Annotated in this window: 31 protein-coding genes; 13 read left to right on the top strand and 18 right to left on the bottom strand. The window is 59.4% G+C overall.

Annotation, left to right across the window (positions count from 1 at the left end; all coding sequences use genetic code 11):
* Positions 1-688: 688 nt before the first annotated feature.
* Positions 689-1,156 (top strand): hypothetical protein, encoded by a 468-nt coding sequence (locus AC0L2C_RS19445; protein WP_473524166.1) that lies wholly within the window; start codon positions 689-691, stop codon positions 1,154-1,156.
* A 159-nt stretch (positions 1,157-1,315) separates the two neighbouring features.
* Here AC0L2C_RS19445 and AC0L2C_RS19440 read toward each other — a convergent pair whose 3' ends face one another.
* Together AC0L2C_RS19440 and AC0L2C_RS19435 are read right to left on the bottom strand one after the other, a co-directional pair.
* On the bottom strand, positions 1,316-1,480 hold the full coding sequence (locus AC0L2C_RS19440) for a hypothetical protein (protein ID WP_473524165.1): 165 nt from the start codon (positions 1,478-1,480) through the stop codon (positions 1,316-1,318).
* A gap of 211 nt (positions 1,481-1,691) precedes the next feature.
* Entirely contained in the window at positions 1,692-2,012 is a 321-nt protein-coding gene (locus AC0L2C_RS19435; RefSeq protein ID WP_473524164.1) for a hypothetical protein, read from the bottom strand.
* Positions 2,013-2,334: 322 nt separating this feature from the next.
* Here AC0L2C_RS19435 and AC0L2C_RS19430 point away from each other — a divergent pair, with 322 nt between their 5' ends.
* Complete coding sequence (locus AC0L2C_RS19430) at positions 2,335-2,673, top strand: DUF4236 domain-containing protein (protein ID WP_473524163.1); 339 nt, start codon at positions 2,335-2,337, stop codon at positions 2,671-2,673.
* A 60-nt stretch (positions 2,674-2,733) separates the two neighbouring features.
* On the opposite strand, the gene AC0L2C_RS19425 is transcribed toward AC0L2C_RS19430, so the two are convergent.
* A complete protein-coding gene (locus tag AC0L2C_RS19425; RefSeq protein WP_473524162.1) occupies positions 2,734-2,964 on the bottom strand; it encodes a hypothetical protein in 231 nt (76 codons plus the stop codon).
* Positions 2,965-4,164: 1,200 nt separating this feature from the next.
* Entirely contained in the window at positions 4,165-4,296 is a 132-nt protein-coding gene (locus tag AC0L2C_RS19420) for a hypothetical protein (protein WP_473524161.1), read from the bottom strand.
* Between the two features lie 57 nt (positions 4,297-4,353).
* On the opposite strand from AC0L2C_RS19420, the gene AC0L2C_RS19415 reads away from it, so the two are divergent.
* The 3 genes from AC0L2C_RS19415 (at position 4,354) to AC0L2C_RS19405 (ending at position 6,005) form a co-directional block, all read left to right on the top strand.
* Positions 4,354-4,572 carry a hypothetical protein gene (locus AC0L2C_RS19415; protein ID WP_473524160.1) on the top strand — a complete coding sequence of 73 codons (219 nt, stop codon included), beginning with the start codon at positions 4,354-4,356 and terminating at the stop codon, positions 4,570-4,572.
* Positions 4,569-4,775 carry a hypothetical protein gene (locus AC0L2C_RS19410; RefSeq protein ID WP_473524159.1) on the top strand — a complete coding sequence of 69 codons (207 nt, stop codon included), beginning with the start codon at positions 4,569-4,571 and terminating at the stop codon, positions 4,773-4,775. Before AC0L2C_RS19415 ends, AC0L2C_RS19410 begins: the two co-directional genes overlap by 4 nt.
* 876 nt (positions 4,776-5,651) lie before the next feature.
* Complete coding sequence (locus tag AC0L2C_RS19405) at positions 5,652-6,005, top strand: DinB/UmuC family translesion DNA polymerase (RefSeq protein WP_473524175.1); 354 nt, start codon at positions 5,652-5,654, stop codon at positions 6,003-6,005.
* On the opposite strand, the gene AC0L2C_RS19400 is transcribed toward AC0L2C_RS19405, so the two are convergent.
* Positions 5,923-6,699: a Crp/Fnr family transcriptional regulator gene (locus AC0L2C_RS19400; protein ID WP_473524158.1), complete on the bottom strand. Its 777-nt coding sequence runs from the start codon at positions 6,697-6,699 to the stop codon at positions 5,923-5,925. The two genes, AC0L2C_RS19405 and AC0L2C_RS19400, sit on opposite strands and share 83 nt — an antisense overlap.
* Before the next feature lie 262 nt (positions 6,700-6,961).
* Between AC0L2C_RS19400 and AC0L2C_RS19395 the strand changes: the two genes are divergently transcribed.
* From AC0L2C_RS19395 to AC0L2C_RS19385, 3 genes are read left to right on the top strand one after another with little or no spacing between them, the layout of a single operon-like run.
* Positions 6,962-7,273, top strand: coding sequence for a circadian clock KaiB family protein (locus tag AC0L2C_RS19395; protein ID WP_473524157.1), 312 nt, complete (start codon positions 6,962-6,964; stop codon positions 7,271-7,273).
* Positions 7,260-8,750: a circadian clock protein KaiC gene (gene kaiC / locus AC0L2C_RS19390; protein WP_473524156.1), complete on the top strand. Its 1,491-nt coding sequence runs from the start codon at positions 7,260-7,262 to the stop codon at positions 8,748-8,750. The genes AC0L2C_RS19395 and kaiC overlap by 14 nt, the downstream gene beginning before the upstream one ends.
* Positions 8,751-8,762: 12 nt before the next feature.
* A complete protein-coding gene (locus tag AC0L2C_RS19385) occupies positions 8,763-9,845 on the top strand; it encodes a two-component system sensor histidine kinase NtrB (protein ID WP_473524155.1) in 1,083 nt (360 codons plus the stop codon).
* Positions 9,846-10,168: 323 nt separating this feature from the next.
* On the opposite strand, the gene AC0L2C_RS19380 is transcribed toward AC0L2C_RS19385, so the two are convergent.
* The 4 genes from AC0L2C_RS19380 to AC0L2C_RS19365 form a co-directional block, all read right to left on the bottom strand.
* Positions 10,169-10,918, bottom strand: a complete 750-nt coding sequence (locus AC0L2C_RS19380; RefSeq protein WP_473524174.1) for an NADH dehydrogenase ubiquinone Fe-S protein 4 — start codon at positions 10,916-10,918, stop codon at positions 10,169-10,171.
* Positions 10,919-10,988: 70 nt separating this feature from the next.
* Positions 10,989-11,489 carry an Hsp20/alpha crystallin family protein gene (locus tag AC0L2C_RS19375; RefSeq protein ID WP_473524154.1) on the bottom strand — a complete coding sequence of 167 codons (501 nt, stop codon included), beginning with the start codon at positions 11,487-11,489 and terminating at the stop codon, positions 10,989-10,991.
* Positions 11,490-11,573: 84 nt separating this feature from the next.
* Positions 11,574-12,044 (bottom strand): Hsp20 family protein, encoded by a 471-nt coding sequence (locus AC0L2C_RS19370; RefSeq protein ID WP_473524153.1) that lies wholly within the window; start codon positions 12,042-12,044, stop codon positions 11,574-11,576.
* Between the two features lie 164 nt (positions 12,045-12,208).
* Positions 12,209-12,556, bottom strand: coding sequence for a hypothetical protein (locus tag AC0L2C_RS19365; protein ID WP_473524152.1), 348 nt, complete (start codon positions 12,554-12,556; stop codon positions 12,209-12,211).
* A gap of 279 nt (positions 12,557-12,835) precedes the next feature.
* On the opposite strand from AC0L2C_RS19365, the gene AC0L2C_RS19360 reads away from it, so the two are divergent.
* The 3 genes from AC0L2C_RS19360 to AC0L2C_RS19350 all read left to right on the top strand — a co-directional run bounded on the left by AC0L2C_RS19360 (position 12,836) and on the right by AC0L2C_RS19350 (position 15,195).
* Positions 12,836-14,185: a DegQ family serine endoprotease gene (locus AC0L2C_RS19360; protein ID WP_473524151.1), complete on the top strand. Its 1,350-nt coding sequence runs from the start codon at positions 12,836-12,838 to the stop codon at positions 14,183-14,185.
* A 167-nt stretch (positions 14,186-14,352) separates the two neighbouring features.
* Entirely contained in the window at positions 14,353-14,766 is a 414-nt protein-coding gene (locus tag AC0L2C_RS19355; RefSeq protein WP_473524150.1) for a DUF982 domain-containing protein, read from the top strand.
* Between the two features lie 219 nt (positions 14,767-14,985).
* A complete protein-coding gene (locus AC0L2C_RS19350) occupies positions 14,986-15,195 on the top strand; it encodes a ferritin family protein (protein WP_287325801.1) in 210 nt (69 codons plus the stop codon).
* Positions 15,196-15,264: 69 nt separating this feature from the next.
* Here AC0L2C_RS19350 and AC0L2C_RS19345 read toward each other — a convergent pair whose 3' ends face one another.
* Complete coding sequence (locus tag AC0L2C_RS19345; protein ID WP_473524149.1) at positions 15,265-15,495, bottom strand: DUF3606 domain-containing protein; 231 nt, start codon at positions 15,493-15,495, stop codon at positions 15,265-15,267.
* Positions 15,496-15,742: 247 nt separating this feature from the next.
* Between AC0L2C_RS19345 and AC0L2C_RS19340 the strand changes: the two genes are divergently transcribed.
* Positions 15,743-15,910, top strand: coding sequence for a hypothetical protein (locus tag AC0L2C_RS19340; protein WP_473524148.1), 168 nt, complete (start codon positions 15,743-15,745; stop codon positions 15,908-15,910).
* Positions 15,911-16,240: 330 nt separating this feature from the next.
* Here AC0L2C_RS19340 and AC0L2C_RS19335 read toward each other — a convergent pair whose 3' ends face one another.
* Positions 16,241-17,053, bottom strand: a complete 813-nt coding sequence (locus AC0L2C_RS19335) for a DUF2182 domain-containing protein (protein ID WP_473524147.1) — start codon at positions 17,051-17,053, stop codon at positions 16,241-16,243.
* Positions 17,054-17,075: 22 nt separating this feature from the next.
* Positions 17,076-17,444 (bottom strand): DUF1326 domain-containing protein, encoded by a 369-nt coding sequence (locus AC0L2C_RS19330; RefSeq protein WP_473524146.1) that lies wholly within the window; start codon positions 17,442-17,444, stop codon positions 17,076-17,078.
* 191 nt (positions 17,445-17,635) lie between these two features.
* Between AC0L2C_RS19330 and AC0L2C_RS19325 the strand changes: the two genes are divergently transcribed.
* Positions 17,636-18,274, top strand: a complete 639-nt coding sequence (locus tag AC0L2C_RS19325) for a hypothetical protein (protein WP_473524173.1) — start codon at positions 17,636-17,638, stop codon at positions 18,272-18,274.
* Positions 18,275-18,295: 21 nt separating this feature from the next.
* Here AC0L2C_RS19325 and AC0L2C_RS19320 read toward each other — a convergent pair whose 3' ends face one another.
* The 6 genes from AC0L2C_RS19320 to AC0L2C_RS19295 form a co-directional block, all read right to left on the bottom strand.
* Complete coding sequence (locus AC0L2C_RS19320; protein WP_473524172.1) at positions 18,296-19,957, bottom strand: PHP domain-containing protein; 1,662 nt, start codon at positions 19,955-19,957, stop codon at positions 18,296-18,298.
* A gap of 107 nt (positions 19,958-20,064) precedes the next feature.
* A complete protein-coding gene (ligD, locus tag AC0L2C_RS19315; RefSeq protein ID WP_473524145.1) occupies positions 20,065-21,963 on the bottom strand; it encodes a DNA ligase D in 1,899 nt (632 codons plus the stop codon).
* Positions 21,964-22,149: 186 nt separating this feature from the next.
* The gene (locus AC0L2C_RS19310) at positions 22,150-22,314 is read right to left on the bottom strand and encodes a hypothetical protein (RefSeq protein ID WP_473524144.1); all 165 of its coding nucleotides are present in this window, start codon (positions 22,312-22,314) and stop codon (positions 22,150-22,152) included.
* A gap of 227 nt (positions 22,315-22,541) precedes the next feature.
* A complete protein-coding gene (locus AC0L2C_RS19305) occupies positions 22,542-22,997 on the bottom strand; it encodes a DUF983 domain-containing protein (protein ID WP_473524143.1) in 456 nt (151 codons plus the stop codon).
* 56 nt (positions 22,998-23,053) lie between these two features.
* Complete coding sequence (locus tag AC0L2C_RS19300) at positions 23,054-23,281, bottom strand: hypothetical protein (protein WP_473524142.1); 228 nt, start codon at positions 23,279-23,281, stop codon at positions 23,054-23,056.
* A gap of 29 nt (positions 23,282-23,310) precedes the next feature.
* Positions 23,311-23,775, bottom strand: coding sequence for a nuclear transport factor 2 family protein (locus AC0L2C_RS19295; RefSeq protein ID WP_473524141.1), 465 nt, complete (start codon positions 23,773-23,775; stop codon positions 23,311-23,313).
* Positions 23,776-23,779: the final 4 nt, after the last annotated feature.

Below are 23,779 nucleotides of genomic sequence, written 5' to 3'. Positions count from 1 at the left end.
CTCAACCCGCGCCATACGGCGTAAAACCCGCCGAGGCTCTAACTGCAGCCGGATGAAAATTCAATGGCAGGTCAATCCGAGCCGATGTCGCAAAAAGGATTTCGAGAGAGACCGACGGTAAAATTGGACCGGACGATTTGGTGGTCACGAAGGCGAGGCGGGATCGCAATCTGTTTGAGGAACTGGAAAAAGCTGACGCCGCCCTCGACAGCCAACCGTCCGCGGTTCCATTGCTCCTGGTTCTGTATATGCTCTCGATGCTGGGCTTGGCAGCGTACGCCCTCGCTAGTTGGTATCTTCCATAGCGCGCTTGGGCCCCTGTTCCAATCAAAGTCTAACGACTGGAAAAACGCACTGGAAAGCACGCGCGGTAACAGTTGATTCAACCGTTGCTGGTATTTTAGAGGAGTGTGGAAGCGGCTCCGACAGTGGCGCGGGAAGGCGAATTGCCGGAGCCGCCAGCGCAGCCCAGTTGGGGCTGTGACCGCGCCGTCCTATTCTGGGACAGCGCGGTCAAAGATTCGTTAAAATTTTCCGGAACTAATTAAGCGAATGCTAATTGAATCGCGGTTTTGCGAGTCAATGCATGCGTTTAAAGTTTGTCCCGCCGATGATGCCACCTTGGTTTTCTTTGTCGCCAATCTTGTCCGGTCTGGTCAGTATATGACGCGACGCTAATTTAACGCCAATGGCACGTTTTCTGTTGACCCTCGTTTCGATTTTGTTTTGCAACACGCTTCTCCAAGCGCAAGAGTGGCAGCTTTTCGGCGTCCGGCAGTTTGGCTTCATATTCGATGTTCCCCCTGGCTTTGTCCTGACGCAGCGTTCGGACCAGGGCGCGGAATTTCGGGGCGAAAACGATGCCGTTCTTACCGTGTGGGGCGCAAGGCTCGGCGAGCACAGTTTTCGCGCCGAGATCGAGCACCGAATGGTCGAGGATGAAAAGGAGGGCTGGAAACTGACCTATAGGCGCGTCACGCCGAGATGGGCCAGCTACTCGGGTATCAAGAACGAACACATCCGATATGTCCGCGCCATTGCGGTCTGCAATGACCGTGCCGCGCTCTTTGTCATAAATTACAGCAGCGATGAAAAAATCCCGTACGATCCGATTGTGTTGCGAATGGTGCGATCCTTGAAGACGGAAGGTTGCTGAGAACCGTTAAACAGTGGCTTTCCGCCGTTGCTTCGAAGACTGATCGTTAGCGGGTCCAACGCCATGCTTCTCCACAATCATTCCTGACTACTAAGGCCAGCAGCGGGCGCGAAACCGGGTTTGGAAATCTACTTTCGGGTAGCGTTTACGACGCGGCTTCTATTGAACTTTAAGGCAGGCAAGATGGGCGCCGTCGCGAAACTCGGCAATTGCACGCTGCTGATATTCCGGGCTGTTGAAGCGGGGAATGGAATACGCGTCCATCACCAGCTTGCGCACATACTGATGAGCGCTAGCCGGGTAGGAGGAAACCAGCGCTTCCATAGCGTCTTCTAGCGACACGCCCGACTGCCTCGCGTTCATAAGTCTTTCAGCCACCTTTGCGGCTCTGGAACAGGTCTTGTCGCTTGCGTAGGCGCCACTCGACATAACTATGCTGATTGCCAGAAGGGCCACTGTAGTTGCACGCACACGCTTCCCCCTGAACATCTCAAGCAAACATTGCGCGATCGGGCTAACCCATTGGGCGCTGTAGTCAGTACCAGCAACGATAGTAGCCGCAGCGATAGTACGGACGATAGTAGGGGCCGCTGCTGGCCGCGGCAGCCGCGACACCTACGACCGCAGCGCCTACGAATGCCGCCGCGATTGCTTGATTTTGGGCGACCCTGCGCTGCTCGCGCTGCCCTGATTGCTGCATCATGCAAGTGATGAAGAGTTGCGTGCCTGGCTTAATTCCGTACATCCGGCACGTGTTGTTATCCTGTAGTGCGGCCACCTGTGGTGACGTCGTCTCGCAACCGGACAGGATTGTTGCGGCCATCGTGACGATAGCCGCGGTCGAAATCCACCGCATAGGTTCCCCCCTCCATCGTGCAGATGGCGCCCCCGCTATCCCACACGTCCAAGCATAGAAGCACCCGCCGAGCGGCGCGGCAAGTTAATCGTTAATAAAAGGTTAATCGGTGCTTGTGACGGCCTGCAGCCACGGCCTACGGCTTTAAGCCTTCCTCAACCTCACCCCGGCGCCGCCGAGCATCAGGACAGCGATGGCGGCGATGTGGCGAGGAGATCACGCCAAAGGTGAAGCGCTAGGGCCTCGCCGGAATATCAAATGCTGCTTGCTCTTGCCGCGCATGGGTCTAGGTTCTCGGGGGGGATAAGAGGGGCGGAATTTCATGGGGTGGCGTTTTCGTAAGTCGATTCGACTTGCGCCGGGTTTGCGGCTCAATGTCGGTAAGAAAGGCATGAGCATCAGCGCCGGGCCGCGTGGCTTCAAAACCACGGTCGGCACGGCAGGACGTAGCACGACGGTCGGCATTCCCGGCACCGGGATATCGCACACATCGCGCAAGGGCCGGGCCAGTAAAAGCGAGACAGCGACGTCACAGGTCGCCGCGCTCGCCGATGTAGACACGGTATCTGAACCGCTGCCGAGGTCGCCGACGAGACGCTGGGTAGGCTGGGCGATCGTGCTGTTCATCGCCCTTTGCCTGTTCGCGCGGTACTCGGGCTAGACTGCACCCAGGCAGGCGCCAGACCGCGCTGGCGAGCATCAAGCGGCGACGGCGGCGATGTCAATCCTGCACGTTGCCCTTGAGCAGTTGGTCTCTTAGCCAACCGGTCTGTGTGAAGTTGTCCACGATGACCGAGTACCATGCCGCACTCGATTTGCTTGCTGACATGGAACGGTATTCGCACATCGAGAGGCCGCGAATCGGTGTTCCGTAAGCGTTCGGCGCATCGTAACTGATGAAGAGTGTGAACTTTGTCGGTGGATTCTTGCGACCAACGTCGTCGTTGTACATCCTGGTCCAAAGAACCAGGTCCGAATCGGTGGTTGCATCGCGTTCCTTTAAGTAGTCATCCAAAGATAGTGGTTCGGAGCTTTCCGTAATCTCTATGCGCTTATAGCCGGCAGGTGCGAGAAGGCGTTTCTTCAGGACTGTCTCGCAAGCTTGGGTCAATTGGGGATACGAACGGATTGTAATTGCTGTTAAGCACAAAGAGCGTCGCAACTGCCGCGACAGCAGCAGTCGAGGCCATCAGTAGCCATTTATTCAAGGAAAAGCCCTCCCATCCCCTGCAACGGACAATCGCGCAACTTGAAAGCGCGCGCAAGCCGGCTCCCCGGTGGGGAGTGCTTGACGATCGTGGCGGGTGGAGCTTCAGAACTCCCGCGGATGGCCTTTGCCGGCCATTTGCATTCCAGAGCGCTGACGGGGCCGCGCCAGCCCAAGGGGTCGCATCAGCTTGCCCCATAATAGGCTTTCGGTGGGCGGCGGTGGCCGCACTTCCATAGCCAAGCTTCGCCATCGCAAGGGCGCGCTTGAATTTCGACCATCGCGGCAGTTTAAGGATTACCGCACATATCTAGATCCAATTGTTCAGCCGGCGTGGGACGGTATGAACGTCCCTTTGCCCAAATGCGGTCGATCACTTCGACACACGTGGCCCCTGTTATTAGGCGATGATGCCTTGGCCCTCCCGTCAACCAAAGCAGCATAAATATCGCTCCAAAGAACGCGCCGGCAGCAACGAAGAACTTGCCAAGCTTTTTCAAGGTCCATTCCACCCCTCAGCCGATCACTTTTTGAGCCTCACCCCGGCGCCGCCGCCGTTTTCAGAAATGAACTCGACGCCGGCCGATTCGAGGGCGCGGCAGCGGTCATTTCTTTTTTAGCTCGATATACAGTTGGATCGCGGCACTGGATACGTTCTCTAGCGCATGAGATGTGCAGTAGTTGGTGATCCACAATTCAAAGGCATCGATATCGACAGAGGCCGGCATAACGCTGTCTTGGCCAGATTGGGCCACGTCGCGAACATCCATGGCCGTAAGAAAGCCCGAGAGCCACTGAATATATAAATTCCGCATCGACCCTTTGCTTAGTCCGCACAGCTCGTAACGCCTGCACGAAGAGTTTTATATTGCTGCGCTTGCGCGTCGATGAGCGGCATCGCTGCGATGGCACAAGCAAGCAAAACCGATCATTGTTTTTCTCCGTTCACATCGGACGCAACCGAACGCCTGGGCTTCCGTGATTTAGGAACTCGATGCCGGCTTCCTCCAGCACGGTCATCACGGCGCGCACTTTATCAAGGCCGCTGGTCAGTCCTTCGGGGCCTTTCTTCTCCATGGCGCTTACCGTGTTGATGTTGATGCCGGCACGCTGAACGACCTTCTAGACCGGTCCATGGCCCTGATCACCGCGCTCGACATGATGGAAGTCGACTGCGATCTGGAGGACGGCGCCGACGATGAGCCTTCGCCCGGCTGGGGAGATCGCGGTCAGCCAGGCGGCACCGTCGATCTGGAGCTCGACAACTACGACGACGCGGAGCCTTCGGAAGATGGCGAAACGATCATGTGGCCCGATGACCTCGCGTCTCAAGCCGTGCTGGGGTCGCTATGAAAGACAATGTCGTCCACTACATGGAGACTGCCGAGCGCCTGGAATACCTGCTCCCGACGTTTGACCCGGCGAACGGGGATATGATCCTGGTGTTCAAGACCGAAGCCGCAAACGGCGGGCGCTCATTCCGCCTCTCGCCCGAGTTAGGGCGCGCGGAGTTCCGTTCCTACATTTCCCTGGCGATCCGCCAAAAGGCGAACTGAAATTTCCACCCGGTGGAAGAATGGCCCGCTGCCTCACGGTGGCGGGCTTCATCGTTTGTGGACGTTAGGCGCTAAGTTAGGCACTGAAGTTGCTTGAATGATAAAACGCAGCGATAACAATCGCATAGCGGCCAATCTGGCGGAGGGAGAGGACCTGAAATCCAACCTTCTCCACCGGCGAGCCGCACAACCTGCCCGCACGGGAAAAAGGACACCGCAAGCGGTCCCGTCCCGGATCCTTGCAAATTATACGGCCTAACTTGACGCACACAACTTCGATCCCGGGCCAATGGGAGGGCACATTAAGCTTGGAAATGTGCGGAACCGTACGAAGCGGATTGCACGCAACCAACGCGATGGCCGGGCATTAATTTAGCAAAGCATCAAATAGGAAAGCATCGGGAGGAAGACCATGCTGCACCTTAACATGCCTGGCGAATTTGAGGTCGGCGATGAGGTTGCGCTAGCAGGTACCGTCATCTCCATTCTCCCTAGCGGCCGAGCCAGAGTGAGCATTCCATCCTATGACCATCCTTACACGCTAGAGCCGCCACCCAAAGCCCGGGCCGGCGACCGAGTAGTTCTTGTTGGGGACGTCACCCGCATCGATCGCGGAGCAGACAAACTCACCGTGCGGATTGACTGCGGCGGCGTGATTACGGTCGACAGGTCGGCAATCACTCGGCTGAGGAAGCACCGCCGGGCTTCAGCCGGTTGACGCTACGGCGACACAACAGCGCTTGCGTTGCGCAGAGCCTGGCGTTCTCGCGAAAAAGTTCGCCCGCGGCATCGACGAACATCCGGTGCGGGCCGACCGCGAATGCAAATCCGTGGGAGCCGAGGACACCTTCGTGAGCGATTTGTTTGACCTCGAAAGTGCTCGCAAGGAACTCGCGCCGTTGTGGCAAGGTCTGGCGTTATCGCGAGGAGCGATCGATCCAAGGCCGGACCGTGACGCTCAAAGTCAAGTTCGCCCATTTTCAGCAGATCACACGGAACCGCACAGTCGCCGGCGCCGTCGGGGGCAGACGTCGAAATAGCCCATCCCGGTCAATGGCCGAAGCACAAAAAAGCAAGTCCGGGACATCCGACAGGCCGATCGAGAAGTATCTCGGCGGCCTGCCGTTCCCGGAGACGGGTCCGATGGTCATTCTCGTAGGCCGGGTTGTACATTGGGAAATCCGTCATGCGGGTGCTCCGCCGGATACACACCCTTTAGCACGTCGTTGAAATGGTCGCTGACGGCCGCGTTGCACTCGCAAGCCAGCGATCGCAGCCTATCCGCTTTGCGAATGGAAATCTGGCCGCGCCGCGTCTCGATGACCCCGCGCTGCCTCAGGTCGCGGATGACGCGGCTCAAATAGCTGCGACCGACCCCCAGCATGACGGCAAGCTGTTCCTGGGTCACCGTCATACTGTCGACACCCGTCCGCTCGACCGCCGCCAACAGCCATCTCGCGGTGCGTTGTTCGATTGAATGCGCGGCGCCGCAGGCGACTGATTGGAACACCTGGGCCATCAGGCAATCCGCGTAACGAGCGAACAGGTGGCGCAACGTCAAAGAAAACAATTTCGCCTCTTCGAGGTGGTTCACATCAATTCTGAAAAACAAACCTCCCAGTTGAACTTCCGCCCGCGTATAGGCCGGGAGCCTGCCTTGGCTGACGATGCCGCCCACGGCGCCTTCTCGCCCAACGAGCGCCGTCTCGATCGCTCGCCCATCATTCAAGACGACGAGATAAGACACCAAGCTCGATCCGCGAGGGAAATAGGCGTAACGAACAGTATCGCCGGGTTCATGCAGCAACGTCCCCGTTGGCGCCGACCAATGTTCGAGGCTCGGCCGCAATATCTTCCAGTCGTCGGTTCTGAGTGCCCGGAGCAGGTTATTTCCGATCGGCTCTCCTTGCTGATGATTTTGCATCGCGCCCCTTCTTTCGAAACTCCGGCCGCTCATAACGCGGAGCAGGCAGAAATGTTCACTAGTGCGCAGACGAGCCGATCACGACTATCTACAAATGACGCATAGGCGCTGATCCAGGCCTCACCGAGCGCGAGCCGTGGCGCATCGGCTTCCAGGCAAGACCGGCGGTCGCCAAAGGAAGACAGGAATGCCGGCGAACTGGATTCGTGGCGTGGCGCCTTGAGCACGCCGACCTGCAACGTTCGTGCAGCCAGGCGTGAGAATGAGCCACAACAACCTGTCCGTCCTTCGCGCCGCGCTCCGACTCTATATCGCTGGAGATACGCCCGCGGCCCGACGAGCGTTGGAAAGCCGGCTGAAGATCCAGGAGTTTGCCGGGGGAATCGAAATCGAGACCGTCGACATTCTCGCGCATCCCGAGGAGGCAGAAAAGGCCGGCATACTGGCGACGCCGACGCTCTCCGATGAGTCGGCCACCCCTCCGCGCCGGCTGGTCGGCGATATCAGCAACATCGATCAGGTGCTCGATTATTTCGGTTATTACAAAAAGGATGGTGGCCATGACCACAGCTGATGTGACCCTCATCGATCCCGTGCTCGACCGCGTCAAGACCGGCATCGAAGCGTTCGACGACCTTGTGATGGGAGGCCTGCCACGCGGGCGCACCACCATTGTCGGGGGCACGCCGGGCAGTGGAAAGACGGTGTTCGCGACCCAGTTTCTCGCCCACGGTATCACCGTTCTCGATGAACCGGGCGTCTTCGTCACCTTTGAGGAATCACCGGCCGATATCGAGGTCAACATGGCCAGCTTCGGCTGGGATATTCGGCGCTGGCGTGAAACTAACAAGCTCGTCTTCGTCGACGCCAGCCCGCGCGACCACGACCAAATGATTGTGGGTAAGTTCGATCTGGCCGGCCTGTTGACGCGTATATTGCACGCGGCGCGAAACGCCTCAGCGCGGCGCATCGTGCTGGACTCAATAACCCAGCTCTTTGATCATTTCGTCGGGGAGCAGACGTCGGTGCGGCGGGAGCTCATGCGTATTGCGACGGCGCTCAAGAGGGAAGGTCTGACGGTGCTGATGACTGCCGAGCGCAACAGCGAATATGGCGAAATTTCCCGCCACCGGATCGAGGAGTTCGTCGCCGACAACGTGGTGATACTGCGCAATGCACTCGATCGTGAGCGGCGCAGACGGACCATCGAGGTGCTTAAGATGCGCGGCAGCCGCCATGTCGAAGGGGAGGTGCCGATCACGCTGGTCGTCGAGCAAGGCATAGTTGCAGTGCCATTATCCTCTTTGCGCCTTGAGCAGCAATCCAGCACGAAACGGGTGACGAGCGGCAATTCAGAGCTCGACCGGATGTGCGGCGGTGGTTTCTTCCGCGATAGCGTCACTCTTGTCAGCGGCGCGACAGGCACTGGAAAGACCCTGCTGGTAACCAATTTTCTTGCGGGCGGTGTCGCGGCTGGCGAGCGTGCGTTGCTGGTCGACTACGAAGAGAGTCGCGGTCAGCTGTTTCGCAATGCGCGCGGCTGGGGCGTCGATTTCGGGGCCATGGAGTCCGACGGCCGGCTGAAGATCGTCTGCATTTACCCGGAGGCGCAGAACTTGCCGGATCATCTTTTGATGATCCGCGAACTCGTCGAGGAATTCAAACCTGACAGGATCGCGATCGACAGCCTGTCGGCTCTGGAACGGATCGCGCCGGAAACCGGCTTCCGCGAATTCCTGATCAGTCTCACCTCATTCATCAAGAAACGCGAGATCGCGGGTCTTTGCACCGCCACCGACAAGTCGCTTGTCGGCGGCCAAAGCGCCAGCGAACAGCATATCTCGACCCTCACAGACTCCATCATCCTGTTGCGCTACATTCAGGAGAAGCACCTCATGAACCGCGGGATCATGGTGCTGAAAATGCGCGGCAGCGAGCACGACAAGCAGATACGGCGCTTCACGATCGACGGCACCGGCATGCGTCTCGGTAAGCCCTTCGATGGCGCACCCGACGTGTTCGGGGACCTCGCCCCAGGTTCTTCAGCGTGAGGAGCACGGGGCATGGGCCAGAGCACCGCCGAAATCCTCAAACTATCCAGCGAGGCACCGCTGACGGGGATCAGCCAACTGAACTTTCGACGTCTGATCGAAAACACGGCCGACGGGATGCTTGTCGTCGACCTGTCGGGCACGGTACTTTACGCGAATCCAGCGGCTGCGCGGATCTTCGGCCACACGCCTGACGATCTCATTCGAGTTCCACTCGGCCTGCCGGTCGTTTCCGGCGAAACCGCCGACATTACTGTCCACCGGCCGCGTCGGCCGCCGGCCGATGTGGAGATGCGGACAGTGGAGGTGAGCTGGGATGCAAAGCCTGCGCTGCTTGCCAGCCTTCGTGACGTCTCCGCGCAGCGTGCGCAGGAGGAGCGCCGGCGGCAATCGCAGAAGCTCGAAGCGATCGGTCGCCTTGCAGCCGGGATTGTGCACGACATCAACAATCTGATTGCCGTCTTCGAATCGGGGCTACGGCTGCTGCAGAAGCAGCTTGCCGACGATCCCGCCAATCCGAAGACGGCGATGCTGATCGAAGAATTGCTCAAACGAACGCAAAACGGCGCTGCGCTGACGCAGCAATTGCTCGCCTTCTCGCGCGGACAGTCGCTGTATCCGGAGACAGTCGATCTAAACGCACGAATTGAGTCACTTACCATGCTCCTGGAGCGGACGCTCGGGAGCGGAATTGCTATCAGGTGCGACCTGGATCCCGCACTCGGCCCTGTCCTCGTCGACGCCAATCAGCTTGACGTCGCGATTCTCAATCTGGCTGTGAATGCCAAGGATGCGATGGCGGGCAAGGGCACGTTTTCGATCGAGACCAGCAATGCTCCCGAAGACATCGAAGATGTGCGTTCTGTAGCCGCCTCGTTTGTCCGCGTGACAGTTCATGACACGGGCTGCGGCATGAGCAAGGAAATTCTGGCTCAGGTATTCGAGCCCTTCTTCACTACCAAGGGGGAGGGAACGGGACTTGGGCTGAGCCAGGTTTATGGTTTCATCAAGCAGTCCGGGGGGCATATACGGGTCGAGAGCGCGCTCGGCGAGGGAACAAGCGTTCACCTGTTTCTTCCACGCCGCCAGGAATAACGTGCCGCAAGCACCAAGGGTGAATAGCGGCCCCGCGAATAGCCATGCCGGCCAAGCCGGCAAAAAGGGACGGACCTTGATAATCACGCAAAAAGCGGGCCCGAATTCCGGGCCGCGAAAGGCCGTTTAGAGCGGGCGATAGCCGAAGAACCAGAGGCTTCCGGCAGCGAGTGCCGCGACGACGATTCCGACGATACCGACGATCACATGGCGCCCACCTGGCGGCCGCCAGGCCCGAAAAGCCGAGGGGCCCAAGGCGAGACAGCCCGATCACCAGGTTCGCCCATTCCCGGCAGGTATGGAATGCCACCAGTGCATCCACCTCACGCTGCATTGCGCCTTTGTTCAGCAGTAGAAACGGCGAGGTTCGCTGCCGCCATCCCGCGCTCCAGTGCGAGCAGTGCCAGCCCTACCTCGTCGAGCCGCGCCGGGCGCTCGTTTTCCGGCATGCCCTCACCGGTCGCGAGATCGGTCAGATACTCGTTCCATGCCCAGTTACGCAGGCTGGAGCGTTTCTCTTCGACATCCAGTAGTGGGTCGGCGACCACGTCCATCGGCGACGCATAGAGCGCCTCCGGGTCCGCCAGCGCCATTCCGTAATGTGAGGCCTGCGACACAGCACCGTAGCTGCTTTGCAGCCAAGCCAGCTGAAGGCGATTCGAGACCACATCTGCACCGGCCTGCAGCCGTTTCTCAGCATGTGACGATGCGCAGCCGGGTGTCGCGGCCGCCGAATTACCTTGGACGACATAGTCAAGGCCCTGGCGTTCGGCATAGTCGATGGCCGCCTGAAGCGTCGGAAAATCAAGCTCGACCTGGGTCAGCGTGTCTCGGCCTCCGGTGTAGCCCATCAGCGGTTCGATGTCCGGCGCAGTACGGCGCTCGAAAACCAGCCGCCAGCCCTTTGGCCGCGCACGACCCGAGGTCATGACCGAGCGGCAAGGCTTGTAGATCCGCGCGACCGCGTCGCGTGGGAACTCGGATCTGCCGAACGACAGCGCTCTCCTGCGGTTGTCGTTTGCCAGTTCGAGATTCTGTACAACTCGTGTGACTTCACTTTCTTGCTTTTGCATCATCCATCCCTCCCATTTGGCGAAGGATGCGCCGGAGGCAGCGGCCTGCCGCCTCCGACTGCTCCATGCGTCAGTGATTGATCGGAATGCGCTTCACCTTCGATTGCGCGTTCGGGTTCTTCGGCAGCGTCAGAGTCAAGACGCCATTGGTAAACGACGCTTTGACCTCGTCGTCCTCGACGTCGTAGCCGAGCGGTATGCGCCGCTCGAAGCGACCATAGAAGCGCTCGGAGTAATCCTTCTCGTCGGTTTCCGACCGCTTTTCGCCACGCAGGGTCAGCACGTCGTCATCGAGCAGGAGTTCGATGTCCTTCTCTTCCATGCCGGGGACCTCGGCGGTGACGCGAAGCTCGTTATCCAATTCCGAAATCTCCAGCTTCGGCCAGCCGCCGTTGAACGTCGAGAGCTGTCCCAGCGAAGGAAAGCGCGTGCCAAAGGTCCGCGAAACGTCGTCGAACAACCTGTTCACCTCGCGATGAAGCGAAAGGAACGGGTTCTGGTCGGCGCCGCGATAGACGCTCGGGGCCTGGCTGTCGTTGCGGCCCCACGGAATGAGATCACGCATATTCATCGTCATTTCCTCCATGTTCAGCAGACATTCTTCTGGAAGGCACCGACGATCGCCGGTGCCTTGCCTTTTCAGATGTGCGATGCATCAAGCCGCGTTTTTTTCGCCTTCGATCTGCTGCGGCTTCGCCTTTGCCGCGCTGCCTCCGATAGCGATCCGGCGCGGTTTCATCTCTTCGGGAATCTCGCGCTTGAGATCAACGGTGAGCAGCCCGTTCTCGAGGCTGGCGCCGGCTACCTTGACATGGTCGGCCAGTTCGAACCGGCGCTCGAAGGCGCGACCGGCATTGCCGCGGTAGAGATACTCGCCATTGTCTTCACCGGCCTGCGATCCGCTCACAACCAGCATATTGGGCTGGTGAGTGATCGTCAGCTCATCCTGCGAGAACCCGGCCACCGCCATCGTGATGCGGTAGTCGTCCTCACCAACTTTGGCGATGTCGTAAGGCGGCCAGTTGTCGATCGTGCTGACGCGACTCGCATTCTCGAGCATGTTGAAAATGCGGTCGAAGCCGACGCTTGACCGGAACAGGGGGGTAAAATCGAGGTTCGTCCTCATAGCCACATCCTCCTTTGAGCAACATGGATACAGGATGACGCCAAGAGCCTTGACGCCTCCTGGACTTGCGCCGGCCCCATGCGGCGACCGGCTATTATTGATTTAGAACAGTATGTTGCGCCTTCAAGAGGCACATAGGAAAATTTTTAGAGAGACGCAGCCGGTCAGAGCTGGTCGACCCTGGCTGCGAAGCCGGTCACCGTTGAGCCGTCAGCCTCGCGGCCACTGCCGATGTGGCGGGATAGCTCGTCCAAATGGCGCAACGCCTCCATGATCGCATCGAAGCTGACCGGTGCGGTCGCGCCCGGCGGCATACGCAGCGCCGGCACGGATTCTACCGCACAGGCATCTGATGCCCAGGATGAAAGGATGGCACGCTTTTCCTGAAGGTCCAGCGTCATATCGGCGAGCACGTCCTGCGTCCGCTCGAAGTGCCGCGCCGGGTGGAGCAGACGGTCGAGAAAACGATCAGGGGTTTCAGGCGCAATCGGGGGAACAGCAGATCCTTCCATCGATGGTCCTCCGCTTCAAACATTCTCCCTTGTCGACGTTCTTCGGTGGCTCGCGAGAGTTTCACCGGACCGAAATTTTGGACACCTTCGCCGAAATTTCAATAGGCCCCCAAGCCCCGATAGCTGGAAGCGCCAGCGCTTACTTGCGTGCTCGCTAATTTTTTCTGCCCCCCGCCTTGACCACGAAAATCTCAAAGCTACTTGGGTGCGCGCGAGGCTTATAGGAGTGGCCCGGGTTGGCCGAGAGGAAGAATTGAAGAAGAGAGACGGGGCAAGAAAATGATCATGCGTTCATCCGGAAATGCATTGCGGTATCTCGGCGTGCTCGCTGCGTTCCTTTTCATATTCTCGCCAGTGCCTTCGTCGCTCGCCCAGCCGGCCGCCACCGGCGGCAGCACTCAGCGTTCCCTGCCAGACGTTCTGGAGCAGGTAACGCCCGCCGTCGTCAACATCGCGGTGACCTCTCGCTCTCCGGCCGAGACCAATCCGCTCTACAGCGACCCCTTCTTCAGGCGCTACTTCAACCTGCCTGAGCCGCGGCAGAGATTGAGCGCCGGTTCCGGCGTGATCGTCGATGCCGAGAAGGGCTACATTCTCACCAATCATCATGTCGTGGCCGACGCCGGTGAGATCTCGGTCACTCTAAAGGACCGCCGCCGCTTCACCGCCGAACTGGTCGGCAGCGACAAGGAGACCGACATTGCGCTGCTCAAGATCGATGGCAATTCGCTGACGGCCTTTCCACTCGGCGACTCCGATGCGCTTCGCGTCGGCGAAACCGTTGTGGCGATTGGCAACCCTTTCGGACTGGGACAAACCGTAACCTCGGGCATCGTCAGCGCGCTCGGCCGCAGCGGCATCAATATCGAAGGCTACGAGGATTTCATCCAGACCGATGCGTCGATCAATCCCGGTAATTCCGGTGGTGCGCTGGTCACCGCCGACGGCCGCCTTGTCGGCATCAATACAGCCATCATCGCGCCTGCCGGTGGCAATGTCGGCATCGGCTTCGCGGTGCCGATCGCAATGGCGTCGGCCGTGATGCAGCAACTCATCGAGCACGGCGAGGTGCGCCGAGGACGGATCGGTGTCGCCATCCAAGACCTGACGCCCGATCTCGCCGATGCGCTCGGCATCAAGGAAAGCTACGGCGCCGTCATCACCAGCGTCGAGGAAGGCTCGCCGGCGGCACAGGCCGGCCTTCAGCCGCGCGACATCATCGTCGCCGTCGACAACCGGAATATCAGCGGCTCTGCCGACCTTCGCAATCGGATCGGCCTGGCGCCTGTCGGGTCGCAGGTCGAGATAAGGTATTTGCGTGACGGCGCGCAGAGAGTGACAAAGCTGCGAATCGAAGCCGCAGGCTCCGGCGCCGAAAATGCGAAAACATCCGATCGCCTGGAAGGTGCACAGTTCCAGGACGCGGCCGGCAACGTCTTTGTCGCAAACGTCGAGGAAGGCAGTGCGGCGGCGCGAGCGGGGTTGCGTCCTGGCGACGTGATCCTTGCCGTCAATCGGCAGTCGGTTTCGACAGTGGCCGAGTTGACTGCGGCTTTGCGCCAAACGACCGGGACAATCGCGCTCGACCTGTTCCGCGGCGGAGAACGGCGTTTCCTGGTGGTCCGCTAAAAACAACGGGCGTGAGGGGTCTCGCGCGAGCCGGTTATACGATCGCTGCTCAGAAATTTCTACCAAACATTCCGACCCTCATGGAACCCTATATCAGGCGAAGAGTTGCGTCTGAAACTAGGTGGACCGTTATGGTAACCCGAGGTAGGAATCGCGCATTCCGAGAGTTGATCGGCTCGGAAGAATATCGTCGGAAGTTGCGCAAGCAACTTCGCCTGGGGGATGAACAACCTCTGCCACCGAAGGTTGCCGCGCTGGCGCGGGAGCTTCAGGAGGAGCTTCGGCGGCGAGAGCAACAATGGGCTGATGAGATTGCGGCTGCCCTTGTTCACAGCACCGCACCGCATTTGTTCAGCCCCTTGGTCAACGTGAGGACCGAACCGCCCGGTGAGACGCGCAGCGTCGACACCGCCGAGGCAGCAGTTGAGGAACTCCTGGACTGGACTGAGCGAGGCCCCAAGTGGAACCTTGCGCTGCGCGTATGCATCGCCGTGATTGCCGACAAGATGGAAGCTGAGGAGGCCCGCAAGGCATTCCTGGCAGCTGCTGAGGAGGAAGGGGTGCTTCGTTCCTCTGATTAGGTCTCTGTGCGGATCGAACCCCAACACCGGGTTGCCGCGCGTGCTTGTGATCCGATCCCCGCTCAGATGCCAAGCATTCTGAGCCAATTATCTTCGCACGGATCGTTCTTGATATTTCCTTCATTGAACCAACAAATGGGCGCTTGGGTTCTGTCCCGGGAGCCCCTCAAGTGAACCTATCTTGGGCGCACAACCGGCTTGCGAAGGGTGGGGAGTGCCATGCCGATCTATCGAAAAGCTAAAGAAGCTGGCGTCTTCAATCCGTCCGATGTCGCATTGCTTGGCCGCGTGTTCGACCGGCTCAAGATCGAGGGCCAATCCGAACAGCAACGTGAAGCTCTCGCATCCCGGATCATTGCAAACTACTCGGCTGGTATCACGGATGAGGACGAGCTTGTCTCGGTTTCCAAACTGCCGCTTGGGCGGTGAGCTAGTGATGACTGCGCGTCACGCGATCGAGGGAGCGGCGGGCCTCGGCCAAATTCTCGGCCAGGATCTCTAGCAGGGCTTCGCTTGGTCCTTGCCGTTGTAACCGGTGTCTTCGTTGTTCGTCCGGTATCTCACTTCTGTTCCCCGGAGCGCCATCGCGGCTTTTGTCAGGGCTTCCCGATCGTTGCCGATCTTTTTGATCGGCCTGCTGACCTGGCTTGGCGAGATGCCATTCTCTCGCGCAAAATGTTCTACCTCGTAATATTCGTCGACCGACAAACGATTCTGATTGTCTTCCATTTCCGTATTCCTACCAGGGTTCAAGCGAACGGCACGTTGAAAGGACCATAGCAACGACTGCGCGCAGCCGCGGTTCCGAGCGGCGAACAGATAAGACTTAGGTCCGGTGGAGGATCAGACCGAATCCCCTCATGGGGCTGGCTTCGCGTGCACAGTGAGAGGAGCACGCCGATAGCTCGGTGCTTTTTAGTCACGCGCTCGGGAACAAGCGCCAGATAGAGATGTTAGCAGCGTAAGGAGTTCTCCTATGGCTGAGGAACAGGATAGAGCGCGGAATAACATTGAAATAGTCGTTCGACGGTTGGTCAAAGAAAGCGGCATTACCGAAGAACAGGCCCGAGAGCTTATCGTCTTCCTCGAGCTCCATTGGGCATCGCTGCTCCGGGAAGCAAAGGCTCTAGCTGCCAAGCGCTAGTGCTGACAATCTGACGCTTGATACCCGAAAGGGAATACCGCTTTGGGTGGAATGTTGCCATTTGTCTCGTCGACCGGAACGAGCAGGTAGCGCCAGGAGCTGCCATCGCCGCGCCAATCGAATGTCGCGTAGGAGGCCGTGAACGGACCGGCTCCTTCTTGGGAGCGCGGCCAGGAAAGCAGACATGCGTTTGCGTTCGAAACAGACACTAGGTTCGTATCTCGTCCGGCGCGCTATCACCGCGTTGGCGACAATGTTTGGCGACGACAAATTGGTGCCGCTCTCGGTCGGAAGCGGTTTTCGCTCGCGGGTGTATCGAGCTTCGATGCGTTATAGCACCAGCAGCGACACGGCCCAGACGATCAGCAGCACGCCCAGGCACCACGAAAGCCAGGGACCGGGAATGAGCTTCTCGGTGAGCACGAAGGCAGCCAACGCAGCGATCCAGACCGGATTCATGACGCCGCCGACGAACAGCAGTGCCATCAAGGCCCAGCAACAACCGACACAATAGAGGCCGTGCTCGGCGCCGAGCTTCAGCGCGCTTGCGCTACCCGTGCCGAAACCGCCGCGTCGCGCGATGTATGCAAGCGGAGACTGGCAATTGATCAGACAGGCGCGCTTCAGCGGCGTCAGTTGATAGATGCCGGCAAGGAGTAGCGCGACCGCTCCGACAATCGCGCTTAATGCGGCCATCATTGGATCGAGAAATGCCAGACGCTGGAGCGCCCACTGCGAGATCGTCGCAGCGAGCGCAAAAGCGGTCCATGCGAGCAAATAGGCTCCGACGAACCAGCCTGTGGCGGCAAGCGGTCTTCCGTCGGCCGCCGCGATGCGGGCGACCCGCGCGTAGATTAGGATCATCGGGGCGGCCGACGGCGTCATCATGCCAACCATCATCACCGTCCACATGACGAACGTGAGGACGAATTCGGTCGCGCTCCACGGTGCCTCGGCCGGCGTCATCACCGTGGCGAAGCCGGTAGAGACCATGCGGAAGCCGTCCATCTCCATGCCGCCCATGTCCATTCCGGCGGCGAGCCACAGCACGTACGCCCAAGCCGAACCGACGATGATGGTTATGGTCGCCAGCGTTAGGGCCCGGTCGCGGCGAAGCAGATGCTCCAATGCGCGTTCGCTCATGCGATAGGCACGACCCGCGAGTTCAGTGGATGCGTCCGTGCTCGTTGAAATGCAGCTCGCACCAATGGGCGTAGCTGTCTTCAAGCGTAAGTGCGACCCCGCCGGTCGAGGTCGACCAGCCGCGTCCCACTTCGTTCTGTCCGTATTCGAAGCCGTTCGGCAGCACAATCCCGACGCGGTGCTCCGTACCGTTGACCGGGTTAAGGATCGGTTCGCCACGGCCTTTCGCAATGTTGTCGGCGGTGCAGGTCGCACGGCGCGCCTGCATGTCGAGATCGATCGTGATGCGGGTATGGACCGGAGGCAAAATGGTCTCAGACATTGCCGCGTAGACCGCCCAGAAGGTCGAGAAGGGGTCGGTCTCTTTGCCCGTCACGATTTCCGGCCCCAAAAAGCCGCCAGGCGGCAACGCACTTTGAGATGAACTCTGCCGCTTCCCGTTAGCCGAAGTTGCAAGCGGCCGCTAACAATCGTGGTTGCGCCTTTAGGGCATCCGTGGTTCAGACCGCTGGTGGATTAGAACTCATGTTGGCTTTGCGATCGGCTCATCGCTGCCGACAATCGGTGACCTATATAAAGGGCATGTCCACGCGCCGAAAAATCAATGCAACAGCGAAGCTGATTGGAGAATGGCCTTTAACCCCGGCTGCAACGCTTGGATCGTCCGTCAGAGCGAGGGGTATTTTTCTCGAAATACGCGCCCGCCTTCCAATGGAGTTCAGGAAACTGCTCCATATCGAGTCCCGCGTGCTTACCCTGCGCCTGTCTGAGGGCGCCGAGAATGATGTGCAGGTGGTATTCGGGATCGTATCCAAAGCACTGCAGAATATCGAAGACCTGGCCGTAATCCCCCGTGAAATCGAGGACATTCTGACGATCTCGACGGCCGAACGGCACCGCTGGCTGAAAGATGGTCGCTTGCAGAGCGCCGGGACGAAAACGGTGAAACTCCGCGGGCGGGCAAGGAACATCACCTTTCACGTGTTCGACCCGCAGCACGTGGAGGATGTGCTTGACCGTGACCTGGTTATGGTCTGGCGCGAACAGGACGCAGCGACAGCTGCAGAGAATAGGCGGCGAGCCGCGGGGAAGGCCGCTATGAAACGTGCTCAAAGAAGCGGTCGCGGAACTGCAGCTTCAGCTGGCTATGGCCCCGATGAGAACTCGCACTCCAGTTTGCGCGGCTGGGAAGATTTTGAGAATGACGGACTCCTGCGCTGATAGGCCGGCCGCACAAGCAGGTTAGGACGTTTGCCTGCGCCGTGCGAGATGCGCAAGGAGGGCCGTCAAACGCATCGCGTTCAGGACCCGCTTCGCAGGGACACCGCCCTTGCGCGCCATCTCGACACCCCAATGCATGTGGTCGAGCTCGCGGATCGAATGAGCGTCCGGATTGATGCTGAAGATACAGCCCTGATCGAGTGCCTTTTGATGCCAGCGCCAGTCGAGGTCGAGTCGCCAAGGATGTGCGTTGATTTCGACAGCGACGCCGTGTTTTGCACACGCTTTGAGGGCTTTGTCGACGTCGAGATCATAACCGGGCCGGCGCAACAGCTGGCGACCGGTCATGTGCCCGAGGATTGTCGTCCGAGGATTTCCGATCGCCTCAATGATACGCTCCGTCTGTTCCTTCTTGGGCAACTTGAAGAGGCTGTGCACGCTCGCGACGACGAAATCGAACTGTTCCAAGATATGATTCGGGTAATCGAGCGAGCCATCCGCCAGGATGTCGGCCTCGATGCCCTTCAGTATGCGAAATTTTCCATTGTATGCCTTGTTCAGCCGGTCAGCTTCGCGGTGCTGTTCAGCAATCTCCTGCAACGAAAGGCCGCCTGCGTAGTGAGCGGACTGCGAATGATCGGCGACACCATAGTATTCGAAACCGCGCTTGCGCGTGGCTTCAGCCATTGCCTCAAGCGTTTCGGTGCCATCGGATGCGGTCGTGTGAGAATGCAGGATGCCATGCAGATCTTCATCCCGAATGAGGGCGGGTAGCTTCTGCTTTGCCGCTCGCTCAATCTCGTCCCTGCCTTCGCGCAATTCAGGCTCGATAAATTGCAAGTCTAGAGCTTGGTAGATTTCTTCTTCTGTCGCTGATGCGATCAGCTTTCTCCCGCGATGAAGCCCGTCGGCGTTTAGGGTGAATCCCTTGTCGGCCGCGAACGTCTTCAGTTGCTCAAGGTGGTCTGCCGAACCGGTTGCTTCGAGCAGGTTTGCGCCAAAGTGCTTCCTGTCCGTGACAACAAGCCTGAGGGTCGTATCCTCGATTCCAGTCGACTTTCTGCCCTGCGCTACCAGGGCGAAGTCGGAAACGAGCTCGCAACCGCGCCGGAAGTCACCTGCAATTTCGACGCGCGAAAACTCTGGATGCTCTTGCTTCACCGATATGACCGCATGTTCGAGAAGAGCGGCGGCCTTGTGCAGGTGAAGGTGCGTTTCGCCGCTTCGCACGATGGCCAGGCTCTGCAGGAGTTTTGTCTGAAGCGCGGCGCCGAGACCTTTGACTGGGCGTATGCGGCCTTCTCTTGCTGCGGCCTCGAGCTCCGCCAGCGAATTTACGCCGAGCAGCTGATGAAGCTTCAGTATCTTATCGGGACGAAGCCCGGGTATGGCAAACAGCTCCATCACGCCCGCTGGAACATCCTCGCGCAGCTTCTCAAGGCTTGGGTGCGTGCCGGTTTGGTAAAGCTTGGTCACGATGTCTGCGATCGCGTCACCGATCCCCGGGATCTTGGTGAGGGCGCCGGTGGCGATGATCCGATCAAGCGGCTGCGACAGCGCTGTCAGACTGTCTGCCGCGCGCAAGTATGCCTTTGTGCGATAGGGATTGTCGTCGCGCATAGACGCCCGTTGCGCGTATTCCCTCAAAAGACTGGCGACGGTCCTCGGATCGATTTTTGCCATGGCTTCAGCCAAACGAGGCCGATCTCCGCAGGTTCCAATCAGGCAAGGCCATGAGCGCCGCGTTGCCCTTTAAATCCCGGCTTTACGGCCTCTTCCCGCGTCGGACGCTACAGATTGGGCAAGGATTGGTCAGCGCGACCCCATCCCGCCAGAGCTTTGGAGGCTGCGCGTTTCTTTAATTCAGGAGCATCGCCCACGTGGAAATGAGAGGGCGCATCTATTGTCTTCATCTCTGCCCACGTAATCGGTGCCGCGACAGGGGCGCCCGGACGTGATCTTGCGCTGTAGGGCATGATCGCGGTCGCCCCGCGCTGATTGCGTAGATAGTCCACAAAGATGCGACCCTTGCGGCGCGCCTTTGACAACACGGCCGTGAAATGGGCCGGATCGCTCTGGGCGACCGCCTGCGCCAGGCGAGACGCGAAGTCCTTCACCTCTGGCCACTCGGCGCCAGGGGTGAGGGGCGCGATGACGTGCACTCCTTTGCCTCCCGTCAGCATCGGGAAAGTCTTAAGCCCCAGCGATTTAAGGATAGCGCGGAACTGAAAGGCAGCGGCGCGGACGGCCTCAAAATCGAGGCCTTCATCGGGGTCGAGGTCGAACACGAGGCGGTCGGCCTTTTCGACATCCTCGATCCGAGCCCCCCATCCATGCAGCTCAATCGTTCCCATCTGGACGCAAGTCATCAGTCCGTCGGCATCGTCGACATAGAGATATGGTTCCTCGTGCCCGTCCTTCTCCGTGATGCCGACATGGTGGACTTTGTCGCCAAAGCTGCCGGCGTCGTGTTTTTGGAAGAAACACTTCTTCGCGCGGCCCTGTGGGCATCGAACCAGACTGATCGGCCGGCTGCCAACCCAAGGAAGCATGATCGCCGCGACCGCTGCGTAATGGTCGGCGAGCTGTCCCTTGGTAATGTTGGACTCCGGATAGATGACGCGGTCACGGTTACTTATCGCGATGCCGGTTATCGCAGACGCGGCGAGATCGGCTGCATGACGTTCCGTCTCGAGCACGACCGCCTCCGGCTTCTTGTCTTCGCGGAGACCAAGATAGCTCGGATGTCGTAACGTCCCTTCATTTGTCATTTCGGTGAAGGCAATCTCAGCGACCAGTTTCGGACGGAGCCAGTGTGCGCCGCGCACTTCGGCGCGTGGTGCGTCGACGGTCGCGGCCTTCTGCTCAAGCGGCGCCATGATCATCAAGAGACGAAGAAGTTCAGCGGTATCGAAGCCGGTGCCGACTTTCCCGGCGTAACGCAGCTTGCCGCCGTCATGAACGCCAAGGATCAAGGACCGAAACGCGCGGACCTTGTCGGACGGCGTCCAGCCGACAATCACAAATTCCTGCCGCCTGATGCATTTGATCTTCAGCCAGCTTGCGCCGCGGGCCGCCACATAACTCGAATCCGCGAGCTTTGAGATGACGCCCTCAAGGCCGGCTGCGCAGAAGCGATCGAGCAGCTCTTCTCCGCGGCCGAGGATATGGTCGGAGTAACGAAGGACCGGATTTTTCGCAGGCAAGATCGCCTCCAGCTTCGCCTTGCGCTCAAGAAGAGGAAGCCTTGTCAGATCTTCGCCGTCGAGCTGCAGCAGATCGAACGCATAAAAGTCGATAGTCGCCGGGGCACCCTTCAATGCATTCTGAAGCGCCTGGAAGTTAGATCTTCCTTCCGCATCGACAACCACGGCCTCGCCGTCAATCAGGGCGGAGCGCACCTTGAGCTTGCGAGCCTCGGAGAGGATCGAGGGAAAACGGCTAGACCAGTCCAGACCAGATCGTGTGTAGGCTCGCGCCTCGCCACCGCCGACGGCAACGAGAATACGATAGCCGTCGTATTTCATCTCATGGATCCAACGATCGCCGGCAGGGACCGTGTCCACGAGCGTTGCGAGCTGGACCGGCCGGAAAGCGGGCGGCGCTAAAGTGACCTCGTCACGAGCGGGCGACTTCGCTTGACTAGCGCTCGACCCATTGATTGCCTTACGCGACGTTGGCTTGACCACTCTGACCTAAACCATACTCCAGAGACGAAATAGCGTTATCCGCGTCCAACGCGCGACTACTTCTTTAGTTTCGCTGCAGGCCGTATTGAGCTTTTCGCGATAATTGCCGACCCGCTTGATTAGCGCCTCGGCCTGAGGCCGTGCTCCTGCCTCCGGCCCTTCCATTTTCCCGATTTGCGCGCACAATTAACTGGCAATAATCAAGAGCAGGAACGTGCCCTCAAATGCCGCCACAGCGTATCCGCTTTCTGCCATCGGCTTTAGAAGCCCGACATTCCGGTCTTTGCGCCGCATGTCGGCCGGCGAAGTCGCCTTTGCCAGCGCCTGAAAGCCGACATCGCCAGCGGCCACTGTGGAGGTCGTGGTTGCGCCACTTTCGGACCTTCGAGCCCGTCCAGTTAAAGGTGCAGTTCTCGACACCGAAGCGGTCCTTGGATCGGGAGGCGTGGCCACAGGTTTGGCGCTTAACGCATTTGATCGTTGTACGATTGTTGGTGAAACCGCGAACGGTATCGTCAACGATGACGCGCGTGCTCCTATGTCCGGATGAGCCCACTCGGCTGGTGTCCAACGGATCTTTATGAGTCGTCGCCAGAGGTCGGTACGGGAGGAGGTGTGATTTCCTCACCGTCGCCGGACGAAGCGTGCCGAGGCCTCACGTAATCGCGGTCGATCTCGCCTTCCTCAGCCTTGTAGAAATACTGGCTCGCGATGAGCCAACCTTTGAGAGGCCGAAGCGGGGGGATGCAAGTGATGAGCATGAAGGGCAGCGTGGTCAGCAGATGGACCCAGTACGGTGTCTCAAAAGCGACCTGCTGCCATACGCCAAGAAGAACGCTCGGCACACATGCAAAGCAGATTACGAAGAACGCGGGACCATCAGCGGGATCTGCAAACGAGTAGTCGAGATCGCACACTTCGCATTTAGGCTTAAGCGTCAGGAACCCGTTGAAAAGATGCCCTTTCCCGCAACGGGGGCACAAACCGCGTACACCAGTGAGAACCGGTTGAAGTGGAGGCCATTCGTCAGTCATAATTGGTCCTCAAGATTGCCGTTTCGAACGAGCATGGGCGTCTGCCTGAATCGTGCTCAATCACCAGTGATTGTCCCCTCACGGGTTTGCCTGGAAAGACTGGCCAGAACCACTTCCCCGTGGATGTTCCACGCGCCATTGGCGAGCAGGGATCTCTTTGACGTCGCGCGCCGTGCCTTCGCGTCTTTCTCCTGCTGCCGGGCAAAAATGGGATCATCGCGCCCGGCGGTAAGCGCGAGCTCGATCGACAGCCGTGCCTTCGCATCGAGCTTGAAGCCCGCCATGGCGGTGACCTCCTTGATCCGGGTCTCGCTTAAAAGTCGAAGTCGCTCAAGCCTGGGTGATCGTTCGGTCGGCGGCCGAGCGGCCAGCGGAACTTGCGGTCCGCTTCCGTGATCGGATGCTCGTTGATGCTGGCATGGCGCGCGCGCATTAGCCCGTCTTCGGCGAACTCCCAGTTCTCGTTGCCGTAGGCACGAAACCACTGACCGCTGTCGTCGTGGTATTCATAGGCATAGCGAACGGCGATGCGGTCACCCTGAAAGGCCCAAAGCTCCTTGATCAGGCGATAATCGAGCTCGCGGTTCCATTTGCGCGTCAGGAAGGCCTCAGCCTCGGCACGGTTGGTTGCGAATTCGGCGCGATTGCGCCAGCGCGTGTCGACTGTATAGGCAAGCGCCACTTTGGCGGCATCGCGGCTGTTCCAGCCATCTTCGGCAAGGCGGACCTTCTCGATGGCGGACTGTTCATTGAAAGGGGGAAGCGGCGGACGGGACATTGAT

This window comes from Mesorhizobium sp. WSM4845 (assembly GCF_055811455.1).
This window is presented reverse-complemented; position numbering and strand designations above follow the sequence as displayed.

Coding starts and splice junctions, on each gene's coding strand:
- AC0L2C_RS19445 (WP_473524166.1), top strand. CDS start 689: ATGGCACGTTTTCTGTTGACCCTCGTTTCGATTTTGTTTTGCAACACG.
- AC0L2C_RS19440 (WP_473524165.1), bottom strand. CDS start 1,480: ATGGAAGCGCTGGTTTCCTCCTACCCGGCTAGCGCTCATCAGTATGTG.
- AC0L2C_RS19435 (WP_473524164.1), bottom strand. CDS start 2,012: ATGCGGTGGATTTCGACCGCGGCTATCGTCACGATGGCCGCAACAATC.
- AC0L2C_RS19430 (WP_473524163.1), top strand. CDS start 2,335: ATGGGGTGGCGTTTTCGTAAGTCGATTCGACTTGCGCCGGGTTTGCGG.
- AC0L2C_RS19425 (WP_473524162.1), bottom strand. CDS start 2,964: ATGTACAACGACGACGTTGGTCGCAAGAATCCACCGACAAAGTTCACA.
- AC0L2C_RS19420 (WP_473524161.1), bottom strand. CDS start 4,296: ATGGAGAAGAAAGGCCCCGAAGGACTGACCAGCGGCCTTGATAAAGTG.
- AC0L2C_RS19415 (WP_473524160.1), top strand. CDS start 4,354: ATGGCCCTGATCACCGCGCTCGACATGATGGAAGTCGACTGCGATCTG.
- AC0L2C_RS19410 (WP_473524159.1), top strand. CDS start 4,569: ATGAAAGACAATGTCGTCCACTACATGGAGACTGCCGAGCGCCTGGAA.
- AC0L2C_RS19400 (WP_473524158.1), bottom strand. CDS start 6,699: ATGCAAAATCATCAGCAAGGAGAGCCGATCGGAAATAACCTGCTCCGG.
- AC0L2C_RS19395 (WP_473524157.1), top strand. CDS start 6,962: ATGAGCCACAACAACCTGTCCGTCCTTCGCGCCGCGCTCCGACTCTAT.
- kaiC (WP_473524156.1), top strand. CDS start 7,260: ATGACCACAGCTGATGTGACCCTCATCGATCCCGTGCTCGACCGCGTC.
- AC0L2C_RS19385 (WP_473524155.1), top strand. CDS start 8,763: ATGGGCCAGAGCACCGCCGAAATCCTCAAACTATCCAGCGAGGCACCG.
- AC0L2C_RS19380 (WP_473524174.1), bottom strand. CDS start 10,918: ATGCAAAAGCAAGAAAGTGAAGTCACACGAGTTGTACAGAATCTCGAA.
- AC0L2C_RS19375 (WP_473524154.1), bottom strand. CDS start 11,489: ATGAATATGCGTGATCTCATTCCGTGGGGCCGCAACGACAGCCAGGCC.
- AC0L2C_RS19370 (WP_473524153.1), bottom strand. CDS start 12,044: ATGAGGACGAACCTCGATTTTACCCCCCTGTTCCGGTCAAGCGTCGGC.
- AC0L2C_RS19365 (WP_473524152.1), bottom strand. CDS start 12,556: ATGGAAGGATCTGCTGTTCCCCCGATTGCGCCTGAAACCCCTGATCGT.
- AC0L2C_RS19360 (WP_473524151.1), top strand. CDS start 12,836: ATGATCATGCGTTCATCCGGAAATGCATTGCGGTATCTCGGCGTGCTC.
- AC0L2C_RS19350 (WP_287325801.1), top strand. CDS start 14,986: ATGCCGATCTATCGAAAAGCTAAAGAAGCTGGCGTCTTCAATCCGTCC.
- AC0L2C_RS19345 (WP_473524149.1), bottom strand. CDS start 15,495: ATGGAAGACAATCAGAATCGTTTGTCGGTCGACGAATATTACGAGGTA.
- AC0L2C_RS19340 (WP_473524148.1), top strand. CDS start 15,743: ATGGCTGAGGAACAGGATAGAGCGCGGAATAACATTGAAATAGTCGTT.
- AC0L2C_RS19335 (WP_473524147.1), bottom strand. CDS start 17,053: ATGAGCGAACGCGCATTGGAGCATCTGCTTCGCCGCGACCGGGCCCTA.
- AC0L2C_RS19325 (WP_473524173.1), top strand. CDS start 17,636: ATGTCCACGCGCCGAAAAATCAATGCAACAGCGAAGCTGATTGGAGAA.
- AC0L2C_RS19320 (WP_473524172.1), bottom strand. CDS start 19,957: ATGGCAAAAATCGATCCGAGGACCGTCGCCAGTCTTTTGAGGGAATAC.
- AC0L2C_RS19305 (WP_473524143.1), bottom strand. CDS start 22,997: ATGACTGACGAATGGCCTCCACTTCAACCGGTTCTCACTGGTGTACGC.
- AC0L2C_RS19300 (WP_473524142.1), bottom strand. CDS start 23,281: ATGGCGGGCTTCAAGCTCGATGCGAAGGCACGGCTGTCGATCGAGCTC.
- AC0L2C_RS19295 (WP_473524141.1), bottom strand. CDS start 23,775: ATGTCCCGTCCGCCGCTTCCCCCTTTCAATGAACAGTCCGCCATCGAG.